At 59.6% G+C, this 19060-nt stretch carries 12 protein-coding genes; 2 read left to right on the forward strand and 10 right to left on the reverse strand.

Annotated features, from left to right (window positions below):
- Positions 1-71: 71 nt before the first annotated feature.
- The 10 genes from RHM55_RS21625 to RHM55_RS21670 all read right to left on the reverse strand — a co-directional run bounded on the left by RHM55_RS21625 (position 72) and on the right by RHM55_RS21670 (position 13294).
- The gene (locus RHM55_RS21625) at positions 72-3728 is read right to left on the reverse strand and encodes an AAA family ATPase (protein WP_322178249.1); all 3657 of its coding nucleotides are present in this window, start codon (positions 3726-3728) and stop codon (positions 72-74) included.
- Positions 3725-4969 (reverse strand): exonuclease SbcCD subunit D C-terminal domain-containing protein, encoded by a 1245-nt coding sequence (locus RHM55_RS21630; protein WP_322178250.1) that lies wholly within the window; start codon positions 4967-4969, stop codon positions 3725-3727. The genes RHM55_RS21625 and RHM55_RS21630 overlap by 4 nt, the downstream gene beginning before the upstream one ends.
- A 94-nt stretch (positions 4970-5063) precedes the next feature.
- On the reverse strand, positions 5064-6725 hold the full coding sequence (locus RHM55_RS21635) for a BatD family protein (RefSeq protein WP_322178251.1): 1662 nt from the start codon (positions 6723-6725) through the stop codon (positions 5064-5066).
- A complete protein-coding gene (locus RHM55_RS21640; RefSeq protein ID WP_322178252.1) occupies positions 6722-8461 on the reverse strand; it encodes a vWA domain-containing protein in 1740 nt (579 codons plus the stop codon). The genes RHM55_RS21635 and RHM55_RS21640 overlap by 4 nt, the downstream gene beginning before the upstream one ends.
- A complete protein-coding gene (locus RHM55_RS21645; RefSeq protein ID WP_322178253.1) occupies positions 8458-9528 on the reverse strand; it encodes a VWA domain-containing protein in 1071 nt (356 codons plus the stop codon). The genes RHM55_RS21640 and RHM55_RS21645 overlap by 4 nt, the downstream gene beginning before the upstream one ends.
- A complete protein-coding gene (locus RHM55_RS21650; protein ID WP_322178254.1) occupies positions 9521-10015 on the reverse strand; it encodes a DUF4381 domain-containing protein in 495 nt (164 codons plus the stop codon). Before RHM55_RS21650 ends, RHM55_RS21645 begins: the two co-directional genes overlap by 8 nt.
- Positions 10012-10956: a DUF58 domain-containing protein gene (locus RHM55_RS21655; RefSeq protein WP_322178255.1), complete on the reverse strand. Its 945-nt coding sequence runs from the start codon at positions 10954-10956 to the stop codon at positions 10012-10014. Before RHM55_RS21655 ends, RHM55_RS21650 begins: the two co-directional genes overlap by 4 nt.
- Before the next feature lie 4 nt (positions 10957-10960).
- Positions 10961-11920, reverse strand: coding sequence for an AAA family ATPase (locus tag RHM55_RS21660; protein WP_219061506.1), 960 nt, complete (start codon positions 11918-11920; stop codon positions 10961-10963).
- Positions 11921-12140: 220 nt separating this feature from the next.
- Positions 12141-12890, reverse strand: coding sequence for an amidohydrolase family protein (locus tag RHM55_RS21665; protein WP_322178256.1), 750 nt, complete (start codon positions 12888-12890; stop codon positions 12141-12143).
- Positions 12891-12934: 44 nt separating this feature from the next.
- The gene (locus RHM55_RS21670; RefSeq protein WP_322178257.1) at positions 12935-13294 is read right to left on the reverse strand and encodes a hypothetical protein; all 360 of its coding nucleotides are present in this window, start codon (positions 13292-13294) and stop codon (positions 12935-12937) included.
- A 173-nt stretch (positions 13295-13467) separates the two neighbouring features.
- Here RHM55_RS21670 and RHM55_RS21675 point away from each other — a divergent pair, with 173 nt between their 5' ends.
- Both RHM55_RS21675 and RHM55_RS21680 read left to right on the forward strand, forming a co-directional pair.
- Complete coding sequence (locus RHM55_RS21675) at positions 13468-13686, forward strand: alkylphosphonate utilization protein (RefSeq protein ID WP_257604287.1); 219 nt, start codon at positions 13468-13470, stop codon at positions 13684-13686.
- A gap of 499 nt (positions 13687-14185) precedes the next feature.
- On the forward strand, positions 14186-19048 hold the full coding sequence (locus RHM55_RS21680; RefSeq protein ID WP_322178258.1) for an NAD-glutamate dehydrogenase: 4863 nt from the start codon (positions 14186-14188) through the stop codon (positions 19046-19048).
- The last annotated feature ends 12 nt before the right edge of the window (positions 19049-19060 follow it).

The following is a 19060-nucleotide window of genomic DNA, read 5'->3' on the forward strand; positions in this document are numbered from 1 at the left end:
GTGTGTAGGGTACAGAAATTCCGCTTGGCAGTTTTGTCTGACACAGGAAATGGGGGCTGCCTGTCGGTTTATCAATTGCTGACCTCAATCGTACTCAAACCATTGCCTTGGCGCCGCACCTGAATCTGCACGGGGATTCGCTCGTGCATTTCCTGCACATGAGAAATCACCCCCACTTTACGCCCTTGGGCTTGCAGGCCGTCGAGGGCATCCATGGCCAGTTGCAGGGATTCCGGGTCGAGGCTGCCGAAGCCTTCGTCGATGAACAGGGACTCGATTTTCAGCGTGCTCGACGCCATTGACGCCAGGCCCAGGGCCAGGGCCAACGACACGAGGAAGGTCTCGCCACCGGACAACGAATGCACCGAGCGCAGTTCATCGCCCATTTCGGTATCCATTACCAGCAAGCCCAACATGCTGCCGCCGCGCTTCAGGCGATAACGGCGCACCAGTTGCCGCAGCTGTGCGTTGGCATGGTGAACCAGCAGGTCAAGGTTGTAGGCCTGAGCGATCTTGCGGAACTTGTCGCCTTCGGCCGAACCGATCAGCGTGGCCAGGCGCGCCCAGCGTTGATACTGGGCATAGGCGTCGGCAATCTGTTGCGCCAACGCTTGATTGGCGTCTTGGCGGCGTTGATCGTCGGCTTGTTGGGCGCGCAGGTCGGCATTGAGGTGTTCGCTGGCGGCGCACAGCCCCTGCAGCTCGCTCAAGGCGCTGTCCAGTTGCTCGGCGTCAAGGTTGCCATTGGCTTGCGCTTGATGGCTGTGCAGGCGCTGTTCGCGCTCGTGCAGCAGGACCTTGGCTTGCTCGATGGCTTTTTCACTGTGCTGCAGGCGTTGGCGCAGTTGGCTGACGTGTTCATCGTCGACGCTCAGTAACTGTTCGAGAGCACTGTCATCCAGCTCGCTATGGCGGCTGCGCCATTCGGCAATCCTGGCGCTCAGCTCGCTGCGCTCTTGCTCCAGGCTTTGCAGGCGTTCCTGCCTGGCTTTGAGTTCGGCGGCGAGTTCGATCAGTTGGCTGCGTACGTCCTGCAACGCTTGGCTGGCGGCGCTTTCGACGTGACGCGCCTGTTCGACGGCGTGTTCCAGTTGTTGCTGCCAACGTTCAGCGCTGCGCTGTTCACCGGCTTGGCCACCCAGCAGTTCAGCGAGCGTTTGCTGGCTGGTGTGCTGCTGCTGGGCGAGGGCGGCGAAACGTTGTTGCAGGTCTTCCAGGTGCTTTGCGCGGGCGTGTTGCTGGAACTGCTCCTGCTCGATTTTTTGCTGACGTCCACTCTGTTCAAGCAGCTCATCGCGTTGCTGCTCAAGCTGGTCCAGGCGCTGGGTCACTTGCTGATCGAGCTGAATGACCGTCGCTGCGGCTTCGTTGCGCAAGCCATTGAGGATGTCGGCGGGCAGCAGTGGGGTGAAAGCCGCCAGTTCTTCTTCCAGTCGCTCATGGTCGCTGGCCAGTTGGCGCCGCTGTTCGGCCACATGTTGAGTAACGGTCTGGCTTGCTTCTGTGGCGCTTTGCAGTTGTTGCTGCAGGCGCCCGGCGTCTTGTTGCAGTTTGAGCAATGCGCTCTGGCGCTGTTCATCCTGGGTGATGTTTTGAGACAGCTGACTTAACTGCTGGCTCAGCCAGCCGTCGCGCTTGGCCGCGTCCTGTTCCAGGAGTCGGGTGCTGAGCGGATGAGCCTCGAGACTCGGGGTCAAGGCGCGTTGCTGTGTGGTCAATTGTTCCTGTTGGTGCAGGAATTCTTTTTGCTGAGCGATCAACCCACTGACGCAGGTACGCAGGTCGACCAGTTTTTCTTTCAGCGTGTCCACAGCTTTCAGGGCGTTGGCTTCTTCGCTTTCGTCATGCCGGGTCAGGCTTTGCAGCAGGGCTTCAGGCTGATGATACGGATGCTCGTGACTGCCACACACCGGGCACGGTTGATCGTCCTGCAACTGTTCGCGCAATTCTTCAACGCTGGCGCTACGAGCCAGGCGCTGGCGCTCCAGCAGTTGCTGAGTGACTGCCAGGGTTTGCTCGGCGACCTTGAGTTCATCCTTGGCCTGAATCCCCTCGCGGTTGAGGTGCTCGCGCTGTTGCTGGGCATGCTGCTGTTTCTGTGCAAGCGCCAGCGAACGCGTGTCGAGTTCCTGCTGCTCGGTCCATAAACGCGCAAGGTCTTCGAAGGCCCGTTGCTGTTTGCGATTGTCTTGCAGCAGGCTGCCGAGGATCTGGATTTGCTCAGCGACGGCATGCGCTTCGGCACCGGCTTCGTGGTACAGCAGCTCCAGGGCGCTACGTTGCTCGGTGAGATGTTGGCTGACGCTGGCGGCACGCTGCTCAAGCTGCGGCAACTCGATTTGGCCCTGTTTCAAGCGGCTGCCGATCTGCATCACTTGCTTCAGGCGTTCGCGGTAGGCATTCCAGGCTTCGCTGAGCGGAGCCAATGCGCTGCTCTGCTCAAGCTGTCCGGCAATTCGCTGCAGGCGCTCGGCTACTTGGTGTTGCTGGTCGAGCAGGCCTTGCAGGGCGCTTTGTCCCTGAATGCACTGTTGCTCCGCCTGTTGTTTGAGTTCAGTGGTCTGGTTCAGTTCGTCGATCAAGCGCGCGACGGTGCTTTGGGTTTCGAAGGCTTGACGTAACAGCGGCGTGGCGTCGGTCTGCTGCTGCTGAGCGTTGAGCAACGCTGCGTGGGCATCGACCTGGGTTTTCTCAAGCTGTGTCTGCTGGGCTTGACGTTCGATCTGCAGCTGTCGATGTTGCTGAATCTGCGCCACCAGCGGGCTGAGCTGGGCATTCAGTTCGGCCTGGCGAGCGAACGGGTGACGTTGCGGCGCGAGGTGTTCCAGTTGGGCCAGCTTCAGACGTTCGGCGCTCTGGCCGTCCCACTGCAATTGGGCCTGTTGCAGTTGTTCGGCAGCGCTTTGCTGTTCGTCCTGCAACTGATGCAGGGCCTTGAGCCAGTGGTGCTGAAGCTCGAGTTGCTTGAGTTGCGCTTGCTGAGTTTTCAGCTGTTGTTGGGCTTCGTTGAAACGCTGGTCGAGTTCGGCGCGGGCCTCTGGCGCTAGCGGTGTTACACCGGTGGCCAGTGCTTTCAGATCTTCATGGACCTTTTCCGCTTCCTTGCTCTTGCTGTAGGCGCGCCGGCCCAGTTGGCTGTAGATCGCAGTGTCAGTGAGCTTTTCCAGAAGCTCGCTGCGCTCTTTGTCATCGGCCTTGAGGAAGGCGCTGAACTCGCTTTGCGCCAGCATGACGGCGCGGGTGAACTGTTCGAAGTTCAGGCCCAGGCGCGCTTCGAGCATGGTTTTGTATTCGGTTTTGTTCTGGCTGCTCAACACCTGTTCGCTGTCCAGATCGGTCAGGGTCTGGCGGCTTGCCTGGAGTTTTTTGCTGGCGTTGTCCCGTGCGCGGTTGGTTTCCCAGCGGGCACGGTAACGACGGCTGTCGATGCCGACGAAATCCACTTCGGCATAACCGCTGCCGGTGCCGCGCCGCAGCAAGGTGCGCGGGTCGTTGGTGCTGATATCACCGTCGATTTCCGGCACTTTGGACTGACCGACATTGCTCAGCCGTGGGATGGCGCCAAATAACGCCAGGCACAGCGCGTCGAGCAGGGTGCTTTTGCCGGCCCCGGTCGGTCCAGTGATGGCGAACAAGCCAGCACTGGCCAATGGTTCAGCGGTGAAATCCAGCTCGAACGGACCCGCGAGGGAGGCAAGGTTTTTCAGGCGAATGGCGAGAATTTTCATGGCTGTTCGCTCTCCAGTTGTACGTCCTGCAAGAGCGTGGCGAAATCCTTGAGGGTTTGTTCGTCGACCTCGCTGCCGTAGCTGTCCTGCCAGGCGCGGCTGAACAGTTCCAGGGGGCTGAGTTGGTCAAGGTCGATCAGGCCGTTGCCGCTGTCATCGCCCTCGGCGCCGCCGTTGCCCGCATATTCGGTGGCGATGCGGACCAAACGCACGGCCTTGCCCTGCAGCACGGTTTCGATTTGCTGGCGCAGGTCCGGTTGCGGTTCGTCGAGGCGCACCCGAACCTCCAGCCAGGGTTGGCGTTCGATGTCCGCCAGCAGATCGATATTTGGCAGGGACGCTAGTTGCACCAATAACTCCGCCATAGGTGCAGGACCGACGCGTTGCAGATTGACTGCGCGAGGAATCAAGCAGGGTTCGACGCTGATCAACTGATCGCCGTCGCAATTGATTTCGAGAATCTGATGCTGATAGCCGATCTCCGAAAACGATAGCGGGATCGGCGAGCCGCTGTAGCGGATGCGATCTTCACCGTTGACCTTCTGCGGTTTGTGCAAGTGGCCAAGGGCAACGTAGGTGATGCTCGGACCGAACAGGCTGGCGGGCAGGGCCTCGGCGTTGCCGATGATCAGGCTGCGTTCAGAGTCTTCGGACACCGAGCCGCCGGCCATGTGCGCGTGGCTGATGGCGATCAATGCCTGTCCCGGCTGGCGTTTGAGGTTGGCGGCTTCGATCAGCAGTTCATGGACCCGGCCAATACCGCGCAAGTAGTCGTCGCCCAGGGTGGCGCCCGTGACTTCTGCGGGCCGAAGAAAGGGCAGCGCCAGGCACCAGGCGCCGATTTCGCCGCTGGCCTTGGGTAACGGCAGCAGCAGGCGCTCGGCATCCAGTTGTCCGTCATCGAGCCATAACACCCGTCCCAGGGCATGGGTGCGCAAACGGCGCATCAGTGGTGCGGGCAGTTCGATGCGCGAGCCGGAGTCGTGGTTGCCAGCGATCATCACAATGGTCAGCAGCGGCAGCTGTTCGTGAGCGTTGACGATGAAGTCGTACAGGCGCTCCTGGGCTTTGACTGGCGGGTTGACGGTGTCGAAAATGTCCCCCGCGATCAACAGTACGTCAGGCTGGCGGTCGACCAGGCGGCCCAGCAGCCAGGTCAGAAAACAGGCGTGTTCGAAGTCTCGCTCCTGGCCATGCAGGTTCTGGCCAAGGTGCCAGTCGGAGGTGTGGAACAAACGCATGGGGAATCCTTGTACAGCCTGATAGGAGCGGACTTGTCCGCGAAGAGGCCGGGTCAGTCAATGAAGATCGAATAAAAACCGCAGATATTCAAAATTATTTCGGGTACAGCGGCGGCAGGCTGGTGTCGGTGGCCGGATTCTGAACCCGCTCACCTGCTGGCAATGTACGCACGGCGCGCCACAGTTCTTCACCTTGCCAGTACTGGCCTGCCTCGCTGTACAGCGCGCCGTTCAGGCCGTCGAGGGCGTCGGACAAGGGTACGAAACGTGCAGCCATGTCGGCCAGGGTTTCCGGTTGTTGGCGGGCCCAGGCATCCAGCGCCTGGCGGGTCGCCTGCGGATCGTTGGACAGACTGGCACGTTTGAGTTCATCAAGTACGGTGCGTGGGCTCGGACCCGCTTGCACAACCCGCGACACTGCCGGTTGCCAACGCGCGCGCCACCATAGGCCAAAGCCGAGCAGGGTAGTGCAGGCCAGAAGTAATGTACTCAGTTGCCATGGCCACAACGATTGCCCTGCGATGGTCATGCCGTTCGCATCGGTGCTCACCGGAGTGTTCAGAGACAGACTCGGGTTATTCACCACCTGAAGGGTGCGTGCGGGGAGACTGCTGTGTTCCAGATGATCGTCAAGGGTGTTCCACCAGACCACGTCCACTGCCGGTAAGTCGATTGCGCCTGTGCGTGTAGGCACCAGGGCTTCACGTTCTTCGCGGCTGCCGATCAGGCCCCGCTCGCTGGTCAGGTTGGCCAGTTGAGGTTGGTCGGGGTAGCGACGCAGGCCGCTGACGTCGGTGCTGGGCAGTGGCGTCAGTTGCGCGCTCGACAAGCCTTCGGCGCGGATCGTCAGGCTACGGGTCAGGGAGTCGCCGAGCAGGATGTGTTCCGGTTCCGGGTTCCAGGCTTCGCTCAGGCTCACGCTGCGTGCGGGCAACCATGGGGCGTCGGCAGGGTAGTCGGTGGGCTGGGGTTTTATCCACAGGGGGATTTCGGCGGAGCTGACGTGCACCTGCTTGCCTGGCTTCGGCCCCGTCGGGTTGACACCCTGAGCCTGTCCCTGATTCTGGGCTTGAGCCTCCTGCACCAACGTTGCACTGAAGACTTGCGCGGGAATCAGCAACTCACCGCTGTGCTGTGGATAAATCGCATAGCGTATCTCAATGACACCGTGGCGAATGCCATTGATCAGTTTTTCATAGGTGCGCGAATCACCGAGTTTTTCGATCCGTGCATCCGGGATCTGCAGAGGCGTCAGGTTGCTGTCATCGAACAGTGCGACCGAGTGATAGACGCGCAGGGTCAGCACGACCTGAGCTTGAACGTAGACGTTTTCCTGATCGAGGCTGGCGTCGATGAACACGGGCGCCATCGTCTCTTGGTCCTGGGCTTCGCTTTGTACCACTTGCAATGTGATCGGCTGACTTTTCAGCTCGCCCAGTTGCAACGAGGGGATGACCACGGTGCCGTTCTGCTTCGGCAGCAGGGTAATGATCCAGCGGGTGGTGGCTTGAGCGCCGCCGTCCAGGGTGGTCAGGTGGTTGATCTGCCGCGTGCCGTGTACGTCGAAGTTAACCTCCAGCACGGTCAGATCGGGTTTGCCGAACAACGTGACGTCATTGGATTCCAGGGTCAGCTCTACGGTTTCGCCGGAGTTCAGGCGTGCGCGATCGACGCTGGCCACCAGCTCTGCAGCCTGAGCCGACAGCGTCATAAGACCTAGCATGAGGCTGATCAATAAAGTGTACGGGCGACTCATCGGGTTTGTTCCTGACGCTGTTGCTGTTCATACCAGAATTTACGTCGCAACAATTCGCCGGGATCGTCCGGGATCTGTCGCAACCATTGTTCCAGAGCTTGTCGTCGTTCTCCGTCGAGGGCGGTGTCGGCGGGTTTTATCGGTGGTCGGGTGGTGTTTTCATCGCCCAGTTGTGAGCCAGGTACGTCGTTGCCGCCAGCCGGGCTGTTCGGGTTGCTGGTGACGGTGTTGTTATTGGCGCTGCTGTCGTCGCCTGATGGGGGTAGCGGCTGATTTGGATTCTGCGGTGCTGTCGCCGCGCCAGCTTGTGGACTTTCGCCGATGTCGTCTTTTTTGCTGCCGTCCGGCTTGTTGGGGTTGGAGGCCTGTTGCTGCTTGTCCTGTTCCAGCAAACGCTCGACCAGCGCCTTGTTTTTCAAAGCCGGTTGCAAATCGGGCTGGCGTTCCAGGGCCTGTTCATAGGCATCCAGCGCGGCTTCCAGTTCGCCAGCCCTGGCCAGCGCATTGCCGCGATTATAGTGGTCGGCGGCGTTGTTGCCTTCAGCAAATCGCTGAGCGGCACTGGCGTAGTCGCCGGCCTGGTACAGCGCCAGACCTTGCCATTGGCTGTCCTTGAAGTGTTGTGCAGCTTCGGCAGGCCGACCTTGTTCGAGCAGGCGCTGGCCCTGCTGGTCGGGCCGCAACCACAGGTCGTTGAACTCGAAAGCATAGCTGGGCTGTGGAAGCATGAATAACAGCGGCAGGCACAACAACCAGCCTCGGCGCCCGGCGCAGGCCGCGAGCAATAATAGTGGCAGCAGCAGCCACGGACCCTGATCGTCCCAGCTGTCCAGATGCACGGTCTGGCCATCGCTGCGCAGGCTTTGCGGACTGTCGAACAGGCCCAGTCCTCGCAGGTCGGAGTCATCCAGGGAGGCCTGACGATAGCGCCCGTCGATCTGGCTGGCGAAGTCTTTCAGGCTTGGGCTGTCCAGACGGGGCAGGAGGATCGCACCTTGTGGGTCTCTGAGAAAGCCCCCTTTTTCCTGCATGACCGGCGCACCGTCAGCGGTGCCAACGCCGAGGATCAGCAGCGGCGTAGACTGTCGGCTCAAAGCCTCGCGGATGCCTTGGCGTTCCTGTTCGCCGAGTGACGAGCCGATCAACAGCAAGCGCCCTTGGCCCTGCGCACTTTGCTTAAGCAGGGCAAGTGCGTTGGTTACCGCCAGATCGGCGCGGTGGCCGGCTTCAGGCATGATAGAGGGCTTGAGCGCGTCGAGCAGGTTGCGACTGGTGGTCAGGTCGTCAGACAGCGGCACCAAGGTGTGAGCACTACCGGCATAGACGATGATCGCCGTTTGCGAATCGCTGCGGCTCTGCAACAGGTCGAGCAGTTTACGTCGCGCCTGCTCCAGGCGAGTCGGCGGAGTGTCGGTGGCGAGCATTTCCGGGGTCAACTCGAGCAACACGACCAACGGGTCGGCGGGCTTCTGGCTGGATTGCTCGACGTGCTGCCAACTCGGTCCGAGCAACGCCAGCACGGCGAGGGTCCAGGCCAGGCCCAGCGCAACCCACGGCAATTTGCTGTCTCGACCACTGCCGCCTCCGAGCAGTACCGCGTGGAAAGCCACAGGCAAGATCATCTGCCAGCGTCCTGCACGTTTTTGTCGGTGCCAGAGTTGCCACAACAACCAGCCCAGCAGCGGTAGTAGCAGCAACCACCAAGGCCTGAGCCAGTGCGGCCAGAATGTGATCATCGACGCCTCCGCAAACGCTTGAGTCGCTGACGCCATTGCTCATTCGACGGCAGAAAAACTTTCTGCTTGAAGAAGCGTTGCAGCAGGTTGTTCGGAAAGCGTTCGCGGATAACCAACAGCATACTCAATAGCAGCGCGCCGGCCAGCGGCCAGTGATACAACGCCTGGGTTGAGCGTGCTTGGGTAGGCTGTTGGGCGACCGGCTCCAGGGTATCGAGTGTTTGTCTGATTTTTTGCAATTGTTGGCCGTCGCGGGCACGAAAATATGTGCCCCCGGTGATGTCGGCAATGTGTTTAAGGGTGGGCTCGTCCAGGTCCAGGCTCGGGTTCAATCCCGGCATGCCTAGCGTTGCGCCTTGTTCCGGGTCGGCACCGATGCCAATCGGGTAGATTTTGACCCCTTCATTGGCGGCCAGGCGCGCGGCGGTCAGCGGATCGATTTCGCCGCCGTTGTTGGCGCCGTCAGTGACCAGCACCAACACCCGGCTTTGTGCCGGGCGCAGACGCAGACGCTTGAGACCCAGGCCGATGGCGTCGCCGATGGCTGTGTTTTTTCCGGCGATGCCAATCCGTGCTTCATCCAGCCAGATACGCACGGTGTGTCGGTCGAAGGTCAGAGGTGACTGAAGATAGGCCTTGCTGCCAAACAGGATCAGGCCAACACGATCACCTTCACGACTTTCGAGAAAGTCTCCCAGCAAATTTTTGACCAGGGTCAAGCGGCTGACCTCATCGCCGTTCCAGTGCATGTCGGGGTAGTCCATGGAACCGGAGACATCAACGGCCACTAACAAGTCGCGGCCACTGGCAGCAATTGGCAGCGGCTCACCCAGCCACTCTGGACGGGCAGCGGCCATCAGCAGCAACAGCCATAGCAGAATGAGTGGTGCCTGTTGCCGCCACCCAGGCAAACTGGTCCGTGCCCGACGTCCGGCCAGACCTTCCAGCTCGCTGAGAAAACTGACCTCGAGTGCTGCTTCACCGCTGTCTGCCACAGGCAACAGTATCCTCATCAGCCAGGGCAGAGGCAGCAGGGCGAAGACCCACGGCCAGGCGAACTCAAACATGTTTGCGAATCCAGGTGTCGACCGCCTGATTCAGGCCGGTGATAGCTTTGTCATCGAGTTTGCACTCCGGTTTGTATGCGCCTTCGACCAGCACCATCCAGCGGGTCAGGCCCGCAGCGGGACACCGGTTGTCGAGAAAGGCCAGCCACTTGCGGCCGTTCAAGGTGTGACTTTGGCTGTAGGGATAGTGGTTGCGGCACAGGCGCTTGAGCAACGCGTTGATTTGCTGCAGCCAGGCGCCAGCAGGTGCGCCGTCGTAAGGCTTTGGCAGTCCGGCGAGTTCTTCCAGGGCCGCGACCCTCAACGGATCCAGGGGTTGCTCGGCACGGCTGACCGGGCGCTTGCCGGGCCAGTAACGACGCAAACGCCACAGCCACCACGCTGCCACTGGAAGTAAGAACAAAAGCAGCCACCAGCCCGGCGCCGGTGGCCAGAGGCTGACCGCCGCGGGAGGGATCAGCGGTTGCAATTGCTCCAGGTTATTCATGGTTGTTTACCGGGACGCTGGGGATTCAGGTATTCGCGCAGTTGCTCGACCATTTCGCTCTGTGTGCTCAGTGGCATCAATGGCACACGCAGTTTTTGCGCGAGTAATTCCCAGTGTGCAACGCGGGCTTCGCCTTGAGCACGATAGGCCTGGCGCAAGTCTGGTTTGAGGGTGTCGAGTTCCAACTGCGCGCCGCGTTCGGAGAAGCGTAACAGGCCGGCTGCCGGCAAAGCGTGATCCAGTGGGTCGGACAGCGGCAACAGCAGCAGATCGCAATGCCTGGACAGCAGACTCAGTTGCTGCTCGGCCGCATCGGACAGCGCCCGCTCATCGCAGATCACGATCACCAGGCTGCCGGGGCGCAGCACTTCACGGGCGCGGCGCAGGGCGGTGCCAAAAGCGTCACGGTCGGCGGGAATTTCGGTGTGCAGTGATTGATTGACCCGCACCAGCCGGTTGAGCAACTGCAACAGGCTCTGCTTGCTGCGCCGGGGTTTGATCTCATAGTGCTCGTTGTCGCCGAACACCAGACCGCCGACCCGGTCGTTATGGCTCAGGGCGGCCCAGCCGATGAGTGCCGCAGCCTGAGCGGCGAGGACCGATTTGAACATCAGGCCCGACCCGAAAAACAGCCGACGGCTTTGTTCCACCAGAATGAAGATGGGACGTTCGCGCTCTTCATGGAACAGCTTGGTGTGCGGCTCCTGGGTGCGGGCGGTGACACGCCAGTCGATGGTGCGCACGTCGTCGCCAGCCTGGTAAACCCGCACCTGATCGAAGTCCACGCCACGCCCGCGCAGCTTCGAGTGGTGCAGGCCGATCAACGGGCTGCGCTGGCTCGGGGTGGAAAATAGCTGCACTTCGCGCACGCGATGGCGCATCTCGATCAGCTCAGCGAGGCTGACGCGAATTCCCGGTTCGGCAATCGGTTGGGGTTGCATGGGGTCAGGCGACAGCCACGACGTCGAGGATGCGCTGGATCACGCGGTCCTGATCGATACCGGCGGCTTCCGCTTCGAACGACAGAATAATACGGTGGCGCAACACGTCGAACAGCACCGCCTGAATATCTTCGGGGCTGACGAAATCCCGGCCAGCCAGCCAGGCATGAGCCCGTGCGCAGCGGTCCAGGGCAATCGAGCCACGCGGGCTGGCGCCGTAAGCAATCCAGTCGGCCATTTCCGGGTCGAACTTGGCGGGTGTGCGCGTGGCCATCACCAGCTGTACCAGGTATTCCTCCACCGCATCGGCCATATACAGCCCGAGGATTTCCTTGCGTGCAGCGAAAATCGCCTGCTGGCTGACCCGGCGTTCTGGCTTGGTTTCACCATTAAGTGCTTCGCCGCGAGCTTGCTGAAGGATCTTGCGTTCGACTGCCGCGTCCGGGAAGCCGATTTTGACGTGCATCAGGAAGCGGTCGAGCTGGGCCTCGGGCAGCGGATAGGTGCCCTCCTGCTCGATGGGGTTCTGCGTCGCCATCACCAGAAATAGCGGCGACAGTTCATAGGTGCTGCGCCCGACACTGACCTGACGTTCGGCCATGGCCTCCAGCAAGGCTGACTGAACCTTGGCCGGGGCCCGGTTGATTTCGTCGGCGAGCACCAGATTGTGGAAGATCGGCCCCTGTTGGAAGACGAAGCTGCCCGTTTCCGGACGATAGATCTCGGTGCCGGTGATGTCGGCAGGCAGCAAGTCAGGGGTGAATTGAATGCGGTGGAATTGTGCTTCGACGCCTTCGGCCAGTTCCTTGATCGCTTTGGTCTTGGCCAGACCCGGTGCGCCCTCGACCAGCATGTGGCCGTCAGCGAGCAGGGCAATCAACAGCCGCTCGATCAGTTTTTCCTGGCCGAGAATCTGCGTTGAGAGAAAGGTTCGCAGCGCAATCAGCGCTTCACGATGTTCCATCGTTGACTGTTCCTGGCAGGGTGACCGACAGCGTCAAACGACGCTGAGGTTGGGGGTGTTACTTTAATCCATCCGGGGCTGTGCCGACTAACGGCTATGGGCTTTTTTCCGGGATTGTCGGATTTAACCTGCGTAAATATCGGAATTGTCTGACGTGTCGTGTTTAAGCTGTGTAGGAGATTGCTGCTGGATAAATCTCCATCACGGCCTTCCGCAGTACTTACACCCGATAAAATGCCGTCGCATTGTCCCACAGCGCCAGCCGTGCGCCTTGTTCGCCCACTGCATCGATCAGCAGTTCGATATCGCTCGCTGCAAACGGCCGTGGCGCACGAGTGGAGGGCAGGTCGGTGCCGAACATCAGGGCGTGGGGGTTGGCGGCGAAAATGTCTTTTAGTGTCGAGGCTGCCGGGAAGTCCACCCGACCAAAACCGCAGGCCTTGATACGTACGCCTTTTTCGGCCAGACGCAGGACGCTGGGCAGACCCTCTTTGCTCAAACCCAGATGATCAATGCTGATCGCCGGCAATTGCAGCAGGCGTTGTTCAATCTCGGGCAACTCACGGGAATCGATGTACAGCTCGGAGTGCCATCCCACTTGCTCGTGCACGCGATGGGCCAGCGCTTCAAGCTGGTCCAGTTGCTCCGAACCGCCACGCTTGAGGTTAAAGCGCAGTGCGCGCACCCCAAAGCCATTCAGGGTTTGCAGTTCGGCGCTGGTCACGCGGCCTGGCAATTGGGTCACGCCGACGAAGCCTGACCCTAGTCGATGCAGGGCGTCGAGCAGATAACCTTGATCGAAGCCCTGGAAAGAACCGGACACCACCGCACCGCCGGTGACGCCCAGTGGCCGGGTTTGGGCCAGGTAATCCTCGACGGTAAAAGGTTCGGGCAGATAACCGTTGTTGGGCACCAGGGGAAAGCGCGAATCGATGATGTGGCAGTGGGCATCGAAAATCGGTGGGGTCATGACTGTTCCCGTCTTAGTGTCGGTTGACGATCAAGCGATGGGGTTCAGGCAATTTCGCTGACGTAGGTACCGATGTCTTCCAGAATGATCTGCAAGGTTTCCTGGACATCACGCAACTCGTCCGCCGGTGTTGTGTGACGAATTTCATAGGTGACATGACCCTCGAGCTGCTCAGCGTCGGCGGGGTCGATTTCAACCAGCAGGCGTTCGGCGCTGAAGGTGACTTTCAAGTTTTCCAGGGTCAGTGTCTTGTCGTCACCGACTGTGATCTCCACCTGATTCTCGTCAGGGAAGCGGGTCAGCGAGAACAGATCGCCTGTTTCCCCGTGGCAGCAGAACAAGGCCATATCGTCGTATTCGTCATCGCAAGGGTTGACGATGAGGGCGGTCGCGTTGATTTGCATGATGGTTTCCTGATCTATCGAGGCAGACAAAATTTGATTTTGCCAGTCTCGGCGATTGTTTGTCGGTTAATTACACGCTATGTCCCAGTGGCCTGCTAGGTTTTTATTGGGCGGGGCAGGGGCTATAATGCGGGCCATTACACCTTCGTAATGCTTAAGAATGTTTACTCGATATGACCCTGATTGTTAGAGACAGCAATGGTACCCAACTGGCCGACGGCGACTCAGTGACGCTGATTAAGGACCTTAAAGTCAAAGGCACTTCGGTCACGCTCAAGCGTGGCACCATGGTCAAGGGCATTCGCCTGACCGATAACGAAGATGAAGTTGAATGCAAGGTCGAGAAAGTCAAAGGCTTGGTATTGCGTACCGAGTTCTTGAAAAAAGCCTGATCCCTGATCATCGGCTGCTTGTCCAGGGGTGCGCAATCGCACCCCGTGACGTTTTATCCACAATCCCCCGCTTCATCCGGCTGGCTGTGATCCTCTTTTCAGTCTCGGCAATGCCTTCCCTTGATCATTCAAGAACACCTGATTCGGTGTCGACCTCTATTTAGAGGGGATTTCGCGCGCCTGTTACGTGCCGATGACCGAATATGTCGCAGCACCGCAAGCAGGGTCGGGCCCGCTATCGTTAAGCTTCGCAGTAGGATGGACACCTCTAAAGACACAGCCCGCCCGGGCAGTCGTTTTTGTAGATGCCCATTTTCTTCACCGAGTTCACTCTCGGGAAAATGAATGTGACTACCCGATCGTGACGAGCGTTTGTTCTTTAGCTTCATTACCCTGTCATGCTGTGCTGCGTTTGTTTGAAACTCAGCACGCGTGATGGCGATTCCCTGAACGGGATGCGACGCTTCTATCAATAAAAAGCCCAAGCGGAGTACCACAGATGGCGTTCTTCACCGCAGCCAGCAAGTCCGACTTCCAGCATCAACTGCAAGCGGCACTGGCGCAGCACATCAGTGAACAGGCACTGCCACAAGTGGCGCTGTTCGCTGAGCAATTCTTCGGCATTATTTCCCTTGATGAACTGACCCAGCGCCGGCTATCCGACCTGGCCGGTTGCACCTTGTCTGCCTGGCGACTGCTTGAACGTTTCGAACATATTCATCCGCAAGTGCGGGTCTACAACCCTGATTACGAGCGCCATGGCTGGCAGTCGACCCACACCGCGGTCGAGGTTCTGCATCACGATCTACCGTTTTTGGTGGACTCGGTCCGTACCGAGCTGAACCGTCGCGGTTACAGCATTCACACCCTGCAAACCACCGTGCTGAGCGTGCGTCGCGGCAGCAAGGGCGAATTGCTGGAGTTGTTGCCCAAGGGTTCTCACGGCGAGGACATCCTGGAAGAGTCTCTGATGTACCTGGAGATTGATCGCTGCGCCAATGTTGCCGAAATGAATGTGCTGGTTCGTGAACTCGAGCAAGTGCTGGATGAAGTACGGATCGCGGTCGCTGACTTCGAACCGATGAAGGTCAAGATCAACGAGCTGCTGGCCGGTATCGACACCCTTGAGTTTGCCGTTGAAGAAGGCGAGAAGTCCGAGGTCAAGGTCTTCCTGCAATGGCTGGTGGACAACCACTTCACCTTCCTTGGCTACGAAGAGTTCGAAGTCCGTAATGACAATGGCGGCGGCTATCTCGTGTATGACGAGTCGTCCTTCCTCGGTCTGACCAAGCTGCTGCGCGCAGGGCTGACCAAAGAAGACCTGCACATCGAAGACTACGCAGTGAATTATCTGCAAGAGCCGATGTTGCTGTCGTTCGCCAAGGCCGCACACCCAAGCCGGGTGCATCGCCCGGCGTACCCGGATTACGTGTCGATCCGCAAGATCGATGCTACCGGCAAAGTGATCAAGGAATGCCGCTTCATGGGCCTGTACACCTCATCGGTGTACGGCGAGAGCGTGCGTCAGATCCCTTACATTCGCCGCAAGGTTGCCGAAGTCGAGCGTCGCTCCGGTTTCGATGCCAAGGCGCATCTGGGCAAGGAATTGGCGCAGGTGGTGGAAGTGCTGCCGCGTGATGATCTGTTCCAGACCCCGGTGGACGAGTTGTTCAGCACCGTGATGTCCATCGTCCAGATCCAGGAGCGCAACAAGATTCGCGTGTTCCTGCGCAAGGACCCGTATGGCCGGTTCTGCTACTGCCTGGCCTATGTGCCGCGCGACGTTTATTCCACCGAAGTCCGGCAGAAAATCCAGCAAGTACTGATGGATCGCTTGAAGGCCAGCGATTGCGAATTCTGGACCTTCTTCTCCGAGTCAGTATTGGCGCGCGTGCAGTTGATCCTGCGAGTGGACCCGAAAAGCCGTCTCGACATCGACGCACAGCAGCTGGAAAACGAAGTGGTACAGGCTTGCCGGTCTTGGCAGGACGATTACTCCAGCCTCGTTATCGAAAGCTTCGGCGAAGCCCACGGCACCAATGTGCTGTCCGACTACCCTAAAGGTTTTCCGGCCGGTTACCGTGAGCGCTTTGCTGCGCATTCGGCCGTGGTCGACATGCAGCATTTGCTCAGTCTGACTGAAGCCAATCCGTTGGTGATGAGCTTCTACCAGCCGCTGGCGCAAGCCGGTAAGCAGCAACTGCATTGCAAGCTTTACCACGCCGATACCCCGCTGGCCTTGTCCGACGTCCTGCCGATTCTGGAGAACCTTGGCCTGCGCGTGCTGGGTGAGTTCCCTTATCGCCTGCTTCGAAAAAATGGCCGCGAGTTCTGGATTCACGACTTTGCCTTTACGGCGGGTGAAGGCCTGAACCTCGACATTCAGCAACTCAATGACACGCTGCAAGATGCGTTCGTACATATCGTGAGCGGCGATGCCGAAAATGATGCGTTCAACCGTCTGGTGTTGACGGCGGGTCTGCCGTGGCGCGATGTCGCGTTGCTGCGTGCTTATGCCCGTTACATGAAGCAGATTCGTCTGGGCTTTGATCTGGGTTATATCGCCAGCACCCTGAACAACCACACCGATATCGCTCGCGAGCTGACGCGGTTGTTCAAAACGCGCTTCTATCTGGCGCGAAAACTGACTTCCGACGACCTGGAAGACAAGCAGCAGCGCCTGGAACAAGCGATTCTGGCGGCACTGGACAACGTTCAGGTGCTCAATGAAGACCGCATCCTGCGTCGTTACCTGGACCTGATCAAAGCTACCTTACGGACCAACTTCTACCAACCGGACGCCAACGGTCAGAACAAAAGCTACTTCAGCTTCAAGTTCAACCCGCGCCTGATTCCCGAGCTGCCCAAGCCGGTGCCAAAATTCGAGATCTTCGTCTATTCGCCACGGGTCGAAGGTGTGCACCTGCGCTTCGGCAACGTCGCTCGTGGTGGCTTGCGCTGGTCGGACCGTGAGGAAGACTTCCGCACCGAAGTGTTGGGTCTGGTAAAAGCCCAGCAAGTGAAGAACTCGGTCATCGTGCCAGTGGGCGCCAAAGGTGGCTTCATTCCGCGTCGCCTGCCGTTGATTGGCGGCAGCCGTGACGAGACTCAGGCTGAAGCGATCACCTGCTACAAAATCTTCATTTCCGGTTTGCTGGACATCACCGACAACCTCAAGGACGGTGGCCTGGTGCCGCCGACCAATGTGGTACGGCATGACGAGGATGATCCGTACCTCGTCGTTGCAGCCGACAAAGGTACCGCAACGTTCTCTGATATCGCCAACGGGATTGCCATCGATTACGGCTTCTGGCTCGGCGATGCTTTCGCCTCGGGTGGTTCGGCCGGTTACGACCACAAAAAAATGGGCATCACCGCTAAAGGCGCGTGGGTCGGTGTGCAGCGTCACTTCCGTGAACGCGACATCAACGTCCAGCAAGACAGCATCAGTGTGATCGGTATCGGTGATATGGCCGGTGACGTGTTCGGCAACGGCTTGTTGATGTCCGACAAGCTGCTGCTGGTTGCTGCGTTCAACCACCTGCACATCTTCATCGATCCGAATCCTGAGCCGGCCAACAGCTTCATCGAGCGCCAGCGCTTGTTTGATCTGCCGCGTTCGGCCTGGAGCGACTACGACGCCAGCATCATGTCCGAAGGCGGCGGGATCTTCTCGCGCAGTGCGAAAAGCATCGCCATCAGCCCACAGATGAAAGAACGCTTCGACATCACGGCCGACAAGCTGACCCCGACCGAGTTGCTCAATGCGCTGCTCAAGGCGCCGGTGGATCTGCTGTGGAACGGCGGTATCGGTACGTACGTCAAATCCAGCGAAGAAAGCCACGCCGATGTCGGCGACAAGGCCAACGATGCGCTGCGTGTGAACGGCAATGAACTGCGCTGTAAAGTAGTGGGCGAGGGCGGCAACCTGGGCATGACCCAATTGGGTCGGGTCGAGTTCGGCCTCAATGGCGGCGGCTCCAATACCGACTTCATCGACAACGCCGGTGGTGTGGATTGCTCCGACCACGAAGTGAATATCAAGATTCTGCTCAACGAAGTCGTTCAGGCCGGTGACATGACTGAGAAGCAGCGAAACCTGCTGCTCGAAAGCATGACCGACGAAGTCGGCAGCCTGGTGCTGGGCAACAACTATAAGCAGACGCAGGCCTTGTCCCTGGCCGCGCGTCGCGCTTATGAGCGGATCGCTGAATACAAGCGTCTGATGAGCGATCTGGAAGCGCGTGGCAAGCTGGACCGTGCCATCGAGTTCCTTCCGACCGAAGAGCAGTTGGCCGAGCGGACTGGGGCGGGCCATGGCCTGACCCGTGCCGAACTGTCGGTGCTGATCTCTTATAGCAAAATCGACCTCAAGGAATCGCTGCTCGGGTCCCGCGTTCCAGATGACGATTATCTGGTGCGCGACATGGAGACGGCATTCCCGCCTTCGCTGGCCGCCAAGTTCTCCGAGGCCATGCGTCGTCACCGCCTCAAGCGCGAAATCGTCAGCACCCAGATCGCCAACGACCTGGTCAACCATATGGGCATCACCTTCGTTCAGCGGCTCAAAGAGTCCACTGGCATGAGTGCGGCCAATGTGGCGGGCGCTTACGTGATCGTGCGGGACATCTTCCACCTGCCGCACTGGTTCCGGCAGATCGAGGCCCTGGATTACAAGGTTCCGGCCGAAATCCAGTTAGCCCTGATGGACGAGCTGATGCGTCTGGGTCGTCGCGCCACGCGCTGGTTCCTGCGTAGCCGTCGCAACGAACTGGATGCTGGACGCGACGTCGCACACTTCGGTCCGCACATCGCGGCGTTGGGTCTCAAGCTTGACGAGCTGTTGGAAGGCCCGACCCGGGAAGTCTGGCAGGCTCGTTATCAAACGTATGTCGAAGCCGGCGTACCCGAGTTGCTGGCGCGCATGGTCGCAGGCACCAGCCACTTGTACACGCTGTTGCCAATCATCGAAGCGTCGGATGTCACCGGGCAGAACGCTGCCGATGTGGCCAAGGCTTACTTCGCCGTGGGCAGCGCGCTGGACGTGACTTGGTACTTGCAACAGATCAGCAACCTGCCGGTGGAAAACAACTGGCAGGCCCTGGCACGTGAAGCCTTCCGTGACGACATCGACTGGCAGCAACGGGCGATCACTGTGTCGGTCCTGCAGATGCCGGATGCTCCGGCGGATGTCGAAGCGCGCCTGACATTGTGGCTTGAACAGCACCTGCCAATGGTCGAGCGCTGGCGGGCAATGCTGGTTGAGCTGCGTGCGGCCAGCGGAACTGACTACGCGATGTATGCCGTCGCCAACCGTGAGTTGCTGGATTTGGCGATGAGTGGTCAGGCGGTTGTGGTTTGATGGTGTGAGTTG

The sequence above is a fragment of the Pseudomonas sp. MH9.2 genome, assembly GCF_034353875.1.
Taxonomy (GTDB): domain Bacteria; phylum Pseudomonadota; class Gammaproteobacteria; order Pseudomonadales; family Pseudomonadaceae; genus Aquipseudomonas.

Coding starts and splice junctions, on each gene's coding strand:
- RHM55_RS21625 (WP_322178249.1), bottom strand. CDS start 3,728: ATGAAAATTCTCGCCATTCGCCTGAAAAACCTTGCCTCCCTCGCGGGT.
- RHM55_RS21630 (WP_322178250.1), bottom strand. CDS start 4,969: ATGCGTTTGTTCCACACCTCCGACTGGCACCTTGGCCAGAACCTGCAT.
- RHM55_RS21635 (WP_322178251.1), bottom strand. CDS start 6,725: ATGAGTCGCCCGTACACTTTATTGATCAGCCTCATGCTAGGTCTTATG.
- RHM55_RS21640 (WP_322178252.1), bottom strand. CDS start 8,461: ATGATCACATTCTGGCCGCACTGGCTCAGGCCTTGGTGGTTGCTGCTA.
- RHM55_RS21645 (WP_322178253.1), bottom strand. CDS start 9,528: ATGTTTGAGTTCGCCTGGCCGTGGGTCTTCGCCCTGCTGCCTCTGCCC.
- RHM55_RS21650 (WP_322178254.1), bottom strand. CDS start 10,015: ATGAATAACCTGGAGCAATTGCAACCGCTGATCCCTCCCGCGGCGGTC.
- RHM55_RS21655 (WP_322178255.1), bottom strand. CDS start 10,956: ATGCAACCCCAACCGATTGCCGAACCGGGAATTCGCGTCAGCCTCGCT.
- RHM55_RS21660 (WP_219061506.1), bottom strand. CDS start 11,920: ATGGAACATCGTGAAGCGCTGATTGCGCTGCGAACCTTTCTCTCAACG.
- RHM55_RS21665 (WP_322178256.1), bottom strand. CDS start 12,890: ATGACCCCACCGATTTTCGATGCCCACTGCCACATCATCGATTCGCGC.
- RHM55_RS21670 (WP_322178257.1), bottom strand. CDS start 13,294: ATGCAAATCAACGCGACCGCCCTCATCGTCAACCCTTGCGATGACGAA.
- RHM55_RS21675 (WP_257604287.1), top strand. CDS start 13,468: ATGACCCTGATTGTTAGAGACAGCAATGGTACCCAACTGGCCGACGGC.
- RHM55_RS21680 (WP_322178258.1), top strand. CDS start 14,186: ATGGCGTTCTTCACCGCAGCCAGCAAGTCCGACTTCCAGCATCAACTG.